General features: G+C 62.6%; 10 protein-coding genes. 8 read left to right on the top strand and 2 right to left on the bottom strand.

Annotation, left to right across the window (positions count from 1 at the left end):
- Window positions 1-30: 30 nt before the first annotated feature.
- Window positions 31-972 carry a folate-binding protein YgfZ gene (locus tag HU729_RS23625; protein WP_186711707.1) on the bottom strand — a complete coding sequence of 314 codons (942 nt, stop codon included), beginning with the start codon at window positions 970-972 and terminating at the stop codon, window positions 31-33.
- 135 nt (window positions 973-1,107) lie between these two features.
- Here HU729_RS23625 and HU729_RS23620 point away from each other — a divergent pair, with 135 nt between their 5' ends.
- On the top strand, window positions 1,108-1,362 hold the full coding sequence (locus HU729_RS23620) for a succinate dehydrogenase assembly factor 2 (RefSeq protein WP_054891841.1): 255 nt from the start codon (window positions 1,108-1,110) through the stop codon (window positions 1,360-1,362).
- Entirely contained in the window at window positions 1,346-1,801 is a 456-nt protein-coding gene (locus tag HU729_RS23615; protein WP_186711706.1) for a protein YgfX, read from the top strand. The genes HU729_RS23620 and HU729_RS23615 overlap by 17 nt, the downstream gene beginning before the upstream one ends.
- Before the next feature lie 60 nt (window positions 1,802-1,861).
- On the opposite strand, the gene nadB is transcribed toward HU729_RS23615, so the two are convergent.
- Window positions 1,862-3,466 (bottom strand): L-aspartate oxidase, encoded by a 1,605-nt coding sequence (nadB, locus tag HU729_RS23610; RefSeq protein WP_186668608.1) that lies wholly within the window; start codon window positions 3,464-3,466, stop codon window positions 1,862-1,864.
- Window positions 3,467-3,901: 435 nt separating this feature from the next.
- Here nadB and rpoE point away from each other — a divergent pair, with 435 nt between their 5' ends.
- The 6 genes from rpoE to lepB all read left to right on the top strand — a co-directional run bounded on the left by rpoE (window position 3,902) and on the right by lepB (window position 10,563).
- Window positions 3,902-4,483: an RNA polymerase sigma factor RpoE gene (gene rpoE / locus HU729_RS23605; RefSeq protein WP_003252049.1), complete on the top strand. Its 582-nt coding sequence runs from the start codon at window positions 3,902-3,904 to the stop codon at window positions 4,481-4,483.
- A gap of 31 nt (window positions 4,484-4,514) precedes the next feature.
- Entirely contained in the window at window positions 4,515-5,105 is a 591-nt protein-coding gene (locus HU729_RS23600; RefSeq protein ID WP_125930590.1) for an RseA family anti-sigma factor, read from the top strand.
- A gap of 12 nt (window positions 5,106-5,117) precedes the next feature.
- On the top strand, window positions 5,118-6,080 hold the full coding sequence (locus HU729_RS23595) for a MucB/RseB C-terminal domain-containing protein (RefSeq protein ID WP_186668604.1): 963 nt from the start codon (window positions 5,118-5,120) through the stop codon (window positions 6,078-6,080).
- 174 nt (window positions 6,081-6,254) lie between these two features.
- Window positions 6,255-7,688 carry a DegQ family serine endoprotease gene (locus HU729_RS23590; protein WP_186711705.1) on the top strand — a complete coding sequence of 478 codons (1,434 nt, stop codon included), beginning with the start codon at window positions 6,255-6,257 and terminating at the stop codon, window positions 7,686-7,688.
- Window positions 7,689-7,903: 215 nt separating this feature from the next.
- Window positions 7,904-9,703 carry a translation elongation factor 4 gene (gene lepA, locus HU729_RS23585; protein WP_186668600.1) on the top strand — a complete coding sequence of 600 codons (1,800 nt, stop codon included), beginning with the start codon at window positions 7,904-7,906 and terminating at the stop codon, window positions 9,701-9,703.
- 5 nt (window positions 9,704-9,708) lie between these two features.
- Window positions 9,709-10,563: a signal peptidase I gene (gene lepB, locus HU729_RS23580; RefSeq protein ID WP_054891835.1), complete on the top strand. Its 855-nt coding sequence runs from the start codon at window positions 9,709-9,711 to the stop codon at window positions 10,561-10,563.
- Window positions 10,564-10,571 lie beyond the last annotated feature (8 nt).

The raw sequence follows: 10,571 nt of genomic DNA, 5'->3' as shown, positions 1-10,571 counted from the left end.
CTGCCCCGCCGCAGCGGCGGGGCGGGCTGGTCAGCGCTGGATTTCCCGATCGCGGTCCAGTTCGTAGGGCAGGTCGAGCAGGGTCAGGCGTGGGCCTTCGAGGCTGCCCAGGTGCAGGTTGTCATCTTCCACCGAGTCGGCGCTGAGCACTGCCAGCAGTTCGACACCTTGCTCGGCCGGTGCCGCGATGACCACCTCGCCGACCGAGGAGCCGTGGGTGGGCGAGAAGATCTCTGCGCCGGGTGCGGGGGCTTCGTCCACGGGCAGCGAGAGGCGATACTGGCGACGCTTGAGCTTGCCCAGGTACTGCATGCGCGCGACGATTTCCTGGCCGGTATAGCAGCCCTTCTTGAAACTCACGCCGTCGACGGCCTGCAGGTTGATCATCTGCGGGATGAACAGTTCACGGGTCGGGCCCATGACCTGGCCGATGCCGGCGCGGATCTGGCCCAGCAGCCAGGCATCCAGGGTGCCTTCGGGCAGTGCGGCGGCGAGGACTTCGCGCACGTTGGCGGCCTGTTCGGCGGGCACCCACAGTTCGACGCGTGCAGGCGAGACAGCGATGGCGACGAGCCCTTCATGACGCACGGTGGCGCCGGCTGCCTGTGGTGTTTCAAGCCCCAGCGTGTGCAGCGCGGCATCGCCCTGCTGCAGGCCGAAGCGTACCCAGGCGGGGCTTTCGTCGGTCAGCGTGGCCTTGGAGAACACCGCGTACTTCTTCAGATCCGCCAATTGCGCCTCGAGCAGTTCGCTGGCCATGGCAAGCAGATAGCCATTGCCTTCGGGCAGGATGCGGAAGCTGGATTGCATGCGGCCTTTGACCATGCAGCGAGCGCCGAGACTGGCGTGCTGCGGATTCAGATAGTCGAGGTTGCAGGTCAGCTGGCCTTGCAGGAACTTGCCGGCGTCGGAGCCGCGGACAGCGAGGATGCCCTCGTGGGACAGGGGACAGAAGAAAGCGGAGTCGGCCATGGGTCATCGCGGTAGCTATAAAGACTGGCGGCCATCATAGAACGCCAGTAACAAAATAGGTAGGTGACTAGACCAATGCCTCGTGCCGCTGTGGTTGCAGCGCGGTATACTGCGCGACCATTCGAGGAGGGCCCCATGGTCGAACAAACTGAACTCAACCGGCTTTTCTGGCACAGCCGCCGCGGCATGCTGGAGCTGGACGTGCTGCTCGTACCCTTCACCCAGGAGGTTTACCCGAACCTGAGCGAAGCGGATCGCGAACTGTACCGCCGCCTGTTGACCTGCGAGGACCAGGACATGTTCGGCTGGTTCATGGAGCGTAACGAATCCGAAGACCCTGAGCTGCAGCGCATGGTCCGCATCATCCTGGACCGTGTCCAGCCCAAGTGAGAGCTTCGAGTGCCGTTGGCAGGGCTCGCGCCTGCTGCTGACGGCCTATCTTGCCGGGCAGGCGCTGGCGCTCGCCACTCTGTGGTTCAGTGCCTTGCCCTGGTGCTTGGCAACCGGCGTGCTGATTGCCTGCCTCGCCCATGCCTGTTGGGTGATTCCCCGTCGTATCCTCCTGACCCATCCTGATGCCGTGAGCGGTCTGCGCCGTGATGCGCGTGGCTGGCAGGCGTTCAGCCGTGCCCATGGCTGGCAGCGGGTGAGGTTGTGCCGTGACAGCGTCGCGCTGCCGGTGATGGTGGTGTTGCGCTTCGTGCGCGAAGGGCGGCGGGTTGCGCAGAGCCAGTGCATTCCAAGGGATGCGCTGACGGCGGATGAGCACCGACAGCTTCGTGTGCGCTTGAAGTTCAGCCGACGCCGATGGGTGATGGCTGTAGAGTGAAGTGGGTGTTGCCGACCTCTTCGCGGGCAAGTCGCCGCGGCGAAAAGGCCGGCGCCAGGCTCAGGTCGGGCTGAGTATCGTATCCCTGGCCTCACCCAGCATCCCCGGGTAGTCCAGGGTGTAGTGCAGCCCACGGCTTTCCTTGCGCTGCATCGCCGAGCGAATCATCAGCTCGGCCACCTGTGCCAGGTTGCGCAGCTCGATCAGGTCGCGGCTGACCTTGTAGTTGCTGTAGAACTCGTCGATTTCGTCCAGCAGCAGGCGCACCCGGTGCTCGGCGCGCTGCAGGCGTTTGCTGGTGCGCACGATGCCGACGTAGTCCCACATGAATCGCCGCAGTTCGTCCCAGTTGTGCGCGATGATCACGTCTTCATCCGAATCGGTAACCTGGCTGGCATCCCAGCAAGGCAGGGCCTGCGGCCTGCCGACTTGATCCAGGTGCGCCTCGATGTCCGCGGCAGCCGCGCGGCCGTAGACGAAGCACTCCAGCAGCGAATTGCTGGCCATGCGATTGGCGCCGTGCAGGCCGGTGAAACTGGTCTCGCCAATGGCATACAGGCCCGGTACGTCGGTGTGGCCGCGCTCGTCGACCATCACGCCGCCGCAGGTGTAGTGCGCTGCCGGTACCACCGGGATCGGCTGGCGAGTGATGTCGATGCCGAAGGTCAGGCAGCGTTCGTAGACCGTGGGGAAGTGGCTCTTGATGAACTCGACCGGCTTGTGGGTGATGTCCAGGTACACGCAGTCCACGCCCAGGCGCTTCATCTCGTGGTCGATGGCGCGAGCGACGATATCCCGTGGCGCCAACTCTTCGCGCGGGTCGAAGCGCGGCATGAAGCGCTCGCCGTTGGGCAGGCGCAGCAGCGCACCTTCGCCACGCAGGGCCTCGGTGATCAGGAAACTTTTGGCTTGCGGATGGTACAGGCAGGTTGGGTGGAACTGGTTGAACTCAAGGTTCGCCACCCGACAGCCGGCGCGCCAGGCCATGGCAATGCCATCACCGCAGGCGCCGTCGGGGTTGCTGGTGTAGAGATAGACCTTGGCCGCGCCGCCTGTCGCTAACACCGTGAAGCGTGCGCCGAAGGTGTCCACCTCGCCGCTGTTGCGGTCGAGCACGTAGGCGCCCAGGCAGCGTTCGCCGGGCAGGCCCAGGCGCCGCTCGGTGATCAGGTCCACGGCTACACGCTGTTCGAGCAGGTCGATGTTCGGGCGCTGGCGCGCCTGTTCCAGAAGCGTGGTGAAGATCGCGGCGCCCGTGGCATCGGCGGCATGGATGATGCGGCGGTGGCTGTGACCGCCTTCACGGGTGAGGTGGAACTCGAAGCCGCCGTCGTCGACGCTGTGGTGTTCATCGCGGGTGAAGGGCACGCCCTGCTCGATCAGCCACTCGATGGCTTCGCGGCTGTGTTCGACGGTGAATCGCACGGCGTCTTCATGGCACAGGCCACCGCCTGCATTGAGCGTGTCCTCGACGTGCGATTGCACCGTGTCGGTGTCGTCCAGTACCGCGGCGACACCGCCCTGGGCCCAGAAGGTAGAGCCGTTGGCGAGGTCGCCCTTGCTCAGGACCGCGACGCGCAGGTGGCCGGGAAGGTTCAGTGCCAGGCTGAGACCGGCGGCGCCACTGCCGATCACCAGGACATCATGTTGGAATTGTTGGCTCATGTCGGGACACTAGTAACTAGGGAAGGGGAGCGGCACAATAGTGATGCGTATATGGCATTGTGAAACTATCGTGAAAGATGCCGGGCTGCCTTTATAGCAGCCCCCGGCGTCGGATTTCCAATGGCGGTTGCGCAGGCGTGGCGACTTTGTGGGAACTTTCCAGTACCCCTGCAAATCTCAAGAAGGCTGCCCGTCTGCCACGATTGCCGAGGCGACGCAGGACAGCGGCTCTACCCGGGCTGAAACCTGTGTATTCGAGACACCGATTATCGACGCAGCCGGCTGCGACCGCGCTGTGTCTTTTTCGTGCGAGCCGACCAGAGGCCGCAGGAAACTTGCTTGGAGGGGAGAACTTTTGCGCAAAGCCCGAGTCTATGGTTGCAAGCCTGAACGATGGCTGTCGCAACGCTCCTTTGAGTTCACTGAGGAGTGTTCATGCTAACCCAGGAAGAGGATCAGCAGCTTGTCGAGCGCGTGCAGCGCGGTGACAGGCGAGCGTTCGATCTGTTGGTGCTGAAGTATCAGCACAAGATTCTCGGGTTGATCGTGCGTTTTGTACACGACACCCATGAAGCGCAGGACGTGGCGCAGGAAGCTTTCATCAAGGCCTACCGTGCGCTTGGCAACTTCCGCGGTGACAGTGCGTTCTACACGTGGCTGTACCGCATCGCCATCAACACGGCGAAGAATTACCTGGTGTCCCGTGGAAGACGGCCGCCAGACAGCGATGTGAGCTCCGAGGATGCGGAGTTCTACGACGGCGATCATGGTCTCAAGGATCTCGAGTCCCCAGAGCGCTCGTTGTTGCGGGATGAAATCGAAGGCACTGTCCATCGCACCATCCAGCAACTGCCCGAAGACCTGCGCACGGCATTGACCCTGCGCGAGTTCGACGGGCTGAGTTACGAAGACATTGCCAGTGTCATGCAATGTCCGGTGGGTACCGTGCGCTCTCGAATCTTCCGCGCTCGGGAGGCCATAGACAAAGCCCTGCAACCCCTGTTGCAGGAAACCTGAGACAGCGGCGACAGCCAAGAGAGGAACCGCCATGAGTCGTGAAGCTTTGCAGGAATCGCTGTCCGCGGTAATGGATAACGAAGCGGACGAACTGGAATTACGTCGCGTGCTGAACGCGGTCGATGATGCCGAGACCCGTGCCACCTGGTCGCGTTACCAGGTCGCTCGCGCAGCCATGCACAAGGAACTGCTGCTGCCCAAGCTCGACATCGCGTCGGCCGTTTCTGCCGCGCTGGCCGACGAAGCCGTCCCGGTCAAGGCCAAGCGTGGCCCCTGGCGCAGCATTGGTCGCCTGGCCGTTGCCGCTTCGGTGACCGTCGCTGTGCTGGCAGGCGTACGCCTGTACAACCAGGATGAGATCAACGGCGCGCAACTTGCTTCGCAGCAACCTGTGCAGCAGGGGATCACCGTACCGCAGGCTCAAGGTCCAGCCGTTCTGGCAGGCTATAGTGAGAGCAGTGAGCAACCGACCGGGCCGATGGCCAACGGTGTGCTGCAGAACCAGGCCGGCTGGGATCAGCGTCTGCCAGGTTACCTGCGCCAGCACGCTCAGGAGTCTGCGCTGAAGGGCACTGAAACCGCTCTGCCTTACGCACGCGCCGCCAGCCTGGAAAATCGCTAAGTAAGGAGGATCATGCGAGCGCTACCTCTTCTGTCGCTGCTGCTCGGCAGTTGCATCACGGTGCCGGCATTGGCGGCCAACTCTTCGCCCGAGGCGAGCGAGTGGCTGAACAAGCTGGCACAGGCCGAGCAAGGGCAGAGTTACCAGGGTTCTTTCGTCTACGAACGTAACGGCAGTTTTTCTTCCCACGATATCTGGCATCGCGTCCAGGACGGCAAAGTCAGCGAGCGGTTGTTGCAGCTCGATGGCGCCGCCCAGGAAATCGTGCGAGTCGACGGCAAGGTGCAGTGCGTCAGTGGTTCCCTGGTCAGCGGGGTCGGTACGCCGCCCGATTCCGCCCCGCGAGTGCTCGATCCTCTGAAGCTGATGAGCTGGTACGACCTGGGTGTGGCTGGCAAGGCACGTATCGCCGGGCGCGACGCGGTGATCGTCACCCTCACTCCACGCGACCAGCACCGTTACGCCTTTGAGCTTCACCTGGATCGCCAGACCGGCCTGCCGCTGCGGTCGTTGATGCTCAACGACAAGGGCCAGTTGCTCGAGCGCTTCCAGATGACCCGCCTGGATACCGATGACGTTCCGACCGATCGCGACCTGCAGGCCAGTTCCGCGTGCAAGCCGGTGCAGCCTCTTGCGGCGGCGAAGCCTGAAACTGTCGCTGGCTGGCGTTCCGACTGGCTGCCGCCTGGCTTCGAGCTGGTCAACAGCGCCGTGCGCCGTGATCCCGAACGCAACAGCACCGTCAGCAGCCTGATGTACGACGATGGGCTGGCGCGGTTCTCCGTCTTTCTCGAGCCGATCAAGGAAGACGCCGGTACCGATACCCGTGCGCAACTGGGGCCTACCGTCGCTGTCTCACGGCATCTGAACACACCCAAGGGCAAGGTCATGGTCACCGTGGTCGGAGAGATTCCGCTGGGGACCGCCGAGCGCGTGGCATTGTCGATGCGCGCCCAGGATGTCCAGGCGCGGTAATGACCGTCCCAGACCCTTCCTACAAGCTGTCAGGCGCGCAGCTGACATGAAATTAAAGCATTGTCATTTGCAATCAACTGGTAAATTTTCTATAGGTCAGACTTCCTGGAGTCTGGCCTTTCCTGCATCTGCAGGGGCCCTTCTGCTAACTACGCTCGTTGTGACGGGAGCCGTATGTCAATACCACGCTTGAAAACCTATCTATCGATGTTCGCCGCCGTGCTGATGCTCGGCCAGGTGCTTAACGCCCAGGCCGAGGAAGCCCTGCCGGACTTCACCACCCTGGTCGAGCAAGCCTCGCCGGCGGTGGTCAACATCAGTACCAAGCAAAAACTGCCGGACCGTCGCGTCGCCGCCGGGCAGATGCCCGACCTGGAGGGCCTGCCTCCGATGTTCCGCGAGTTTTTCGAGCGCAACATGCCGCAGCAGCCGCGCTCCCCGCGTGGCGATCGCCAGCGTGAGGCTCAGTCGCTGGGCTCGGGCTTCATCATCTCCAGCGATGGTTATGTCCTGACCAACAACCATGTTGTCGCCGATGCCGACGAGATCATCGTCCGCCTGTCCGATCGCAGCGAACTGCAAGCCAAGCTGGTTGGCACCGACCCGCGCACCGACGTGGCACTGCTCAAGGTCGATGGCAAGAATCTGCCGACCGTCAAGCTGGGCGATTCCGAGAAGCTGAAGGTCGGTGAGTGGGTGTTGGCCATCGGCTCGCCGTTCGGTTTCGATCATTCGGTGACCAAAGGTATCGTCAGCGCCAAGGGGCGTACCTTGCCCAACGACACCTACGTGCCGTTCATCCAGACCGACGTCGCGATCAACCCGGGTAACTCCGGCGGCCCGCTGTTCAACATGAAGGGTGAGGTCGTGGGTATCAACTCGCAGATCTTCACCCGCTCCGGCGGCTTCATGGGCCTGTCGTTCGCCATCCCGATCGACGTGGCGATCGATGTCTCGAACCAGTTGAAGAAAGACGGCAAGGTCAGCCGCGGCTGGCTCGGCGTGGTGATCCAGGAAGTGAACAAGGACCTGGCCGAGTCCTTCGGGCTCGATAAGCCTGCCGGTGCGCTGGTAGCCCAGGTGCTGGAAAACGGCCCTGCGGCCAAGGGCGGCCTGCAGGTCGGTGACGTGATCCTGAGCATGAACGGCCAGCCGATCGTCATGTCCGCAGACCTGCCACACCTGGTCGGCGGTCTCAAGGATGGCCAGAAAGCCAAGCTCGAGATCATCCGCGAAGGCAAGCGTCAGACCCTGGACATCACCATCGGTGCACTCCCTGAAGACGATGCCGACATTGGCACCGCTGGCCAGGCAGGCGTGGAGCGCAACAGCAACCGCCTGGGCGTCTCGGTCGCCGACCTCAGCGACGAGCAGAAGAAGTCGCTCGAGCTCAAGGGCGGTGTGGTCATCAAGGAGGTTCAGGATGGTCCGGCAGCACTGATTGGCCTGCGTCCGGGCGACGTGATCAGCCACCTGAACAACCAGGCGATCAGCTCGGCCAAGCAATTCACCGAGATCGCCAAGGACCTGCCGAAGAACCGTTCGGTATCGATGCGTGTGCTGCGACAGGGCCGCGCCAGCTTCATCACCTTCAAGTTGGCTGAATAGGCTGAGTGAAGGGTAGGAAAGGGCAGCTTCGGCTGCCCTTTTTCATGAGCGTGTCATGATGTTCTGTGGGAACATCAGCGAGCCGAGCAAATTCATGTCGCATTTGCAGGTGTGCGTGGCGATAGAGGAATCTCCCATATCCCTCCGGCTTGAGGTACAATTCCCGGCTATTTTTCCGCGGGCGTCCGGCTCGCAGCCTTTTCGAGTGTTGACCCGTGAGTGATTTGAGTCATATCCGCAATTTCTCCATCATCGCCCACATCGACCATGGCAAGTCGACGCTGGCCGACCGTTTCATCCAGATGTGCGGTGGCCTGTCGGCGCGCGAAATGGAGGCCCAGGTCCTCGACTCCATGGACCTCGAGCGTGAACGCGGTATCACCATCAAGGCCCACAGCGTCACCCTGCACTACAAGGCGCAGGACGGCAAAACCTACCAGTTGAACTTCATCGACACCCCCGGCCACGTCGACTTCACCTACGAAGTCTCGCGTTCGCTGGCCGCGTGCGAGGGCGCGCTGCTGGTGGTCGATGCCGGTCAGGGCGTCGAGGCGCAGTCGGTCGCCAACTGCTACACCGCCATCGAGCAGGGCCTCGAGGTCATGCCGGTACTGAACAAGATGGACCTGCCCCAGGCCGATCCGGACCGCGTCAAGGACGAGATCGAGAAGATCATCGGCATCGACGCCACCGAAGCCGTGGCCTGCAGTGCCAAGAGCGGCATGGGCGTGGACGAGGTGCTCGAGCGCCTGGTGCAGACCATTCCCGCGCCAGAAGGCGAGATCGACGCCCCTCTGCAGGCGCTGATCATCGACTCCTGGTTCGACAACTACCTGGGCGTCGTGTCGCTGGTGCGTGTGCGCCAGGGCCGGGTCAAGAAGGGCGACAAGATCCTGGTCAAGTCCACCGGCAAGGTGCACCTGGTCGACAGCGTCGGTGTCTTCACCCCGAAACACACCCAGACCGCCGACCTCAAGGCTGGCGAAGTGGGCTTCATCATCGCCAGCATCAAGGACATTCACGGCGCGCCGGTCGGCGACACCCTGACGCTGTCCTCGACCCCCGAGGTCGAGGTGCTGCCTGGCTTCAAGAAGATCCAGCCGCAGGTGTACGCCGGCCTGTTCCCGGTCAGCTCCGACGATTTCGAGGACTTCCGCGACGCCCTGCAGAAGCTGACGCTCAACGACTCGTCGCTGCAGTACATGCCGGAAAGCTCCGACGCCCTGGGCTTCGGCTTCCGTTGCGGCTTCCTCGGCATGCTGCACATGGAGATCATCCAGGAGCGCCTCGAGCGCGAATACGACCTGGACCTGATCACCACCGCGCCGAGCGTGATCTACGAGCTGGAGCTCAAGACCGGCGAAACCATCGTCGTCGACAACCCGTCGAAGCTGCCGGATGTCTCGGCGGTCGCGGACTTCCGCGAGCCGATCGTCACGGCGACCATCCTCGTGCCGCAGGAGCACCTGGGCAACGTCATCACCCTGTGCATCGAGAAGCGTGGCGTTCAGCGTGACATGCAGTTCCTCGGCAGCCAGGTACAGGTGCGCTACGACCTGCCGATGAACGAAGTGGTGCTGGACTTCTTCGACAAGCTCAAATCCACCAGCCGCGGCTACGCTTCGCTGGACTATCATTTCGATCGCTACCAGTCGGCCAACCTGGTCAAGCTGGACGTGCTGATCAACGGCGACAAGGTCGATGCCCTGGCATTGATCGTGCATCGTGACAACGCGGCCTACAAAGGCCGTGCGTTGACCGAGAAGATGAAGGAACTGATTCCTCGGCAGATGTTCGACGTGGCGATCCAGGCAGCTATCGGCGGCCAGATCATTGCGCGGACCACTGTCAAGGCGCTCAGAAAGAACGTACTGGCTAAGTGCTATGGCGGTGACGTCAGCCGTAAGAAGAAGCTGCTGGAGAAGCAGAAGGCCGGTAAGAAACGCATGAAGCAGGTGGGCAACGTGGAGATCCCACAGGAAGCCTTCCTCGCTGTGCTCAGGTTGGATAGCTAGGTCCTATGTCGCTAAATTTCCCGCTGTTGCTAGTCATCGCCGTCGCTGTCTGCGGCCTGTTGGGTCTGATCGATCTGCTGTTCCTGGCCCCGCGCCGGCGAGCGGCGATCGCCAACTACCAGGGCAGCGTCAGCCAGCCCGAGGTCGCGGTGGTCGAGCGCCTGAACAAGGAGCCGTTGCTCGTCGAGTACGGCAAGTCGTTCTTCCCGGTACTGTTCATCGTGCTGGTGCTGCGCTCGTTCCTGGTCGAACCCTTCCAGATTCCGTCGGGTTCGATGAAGCCGACCCTGGAAGTGGGCGATTTCATCCTGGTGAACAAGTTCTCCTACGGTATCCGCCTGCCGGTGATCGACAAGAAGGTCATCGAGGTCGGTGACCCGCAGCGCGGTGACGTCATGGTGTTCCGCTACCCGAGCGACCCGAACGTCAACTACATCAAGCGTGTGGTCGGTCTGCCGGGCGACCGGATCCGCTACACCAACGAGAAGCATCTGTACGTCAACGACCAGCTGGTCGCTGAGCAACTGGTGGGCACCGAAGCCGGATCCTTGGGTAGCGCCGAGTTGTACAAGGAGAAGCTGGGCGAAGCCGAGCACCTGATCCGCAAGGAAATGAGCCGCTATCGCATGCCGCCGGACCAGCAGTGGACCGTGCCGGCTGGCCATTACTTCATGATGGGCGACAACCGCGACAACTCCAACGACAGCCGCTACTGGGACGACCCGAGTATCCCGCGCGAGCTGCAGGGCATGGTCCCGGACCGTAACATCGTCGGCAAGGCCTTTGCGGTCTGGATGAGCTGGCCCGAGCCCAAGCTCAGCCACTTCCCCAACCTGTCACGGGTCGGTCTGATCCATTGATACCCCTC

Source organism: Pseudomonas sp. RW10S2, from assembly GCF_014268985.1.
Classification (GTDB): Bacteria; Pseudomonadota; Gammaproteobacteria; order Pseudomonadales; family Pseudomonadaceae; genus Aquipseudomonas; species Aquipseudomonas wayambapalatensis.
Note: the sequence above shows the minus strand (reverse complement) of the source record. Positions and strands in the feature narration are given on the sequence as shown.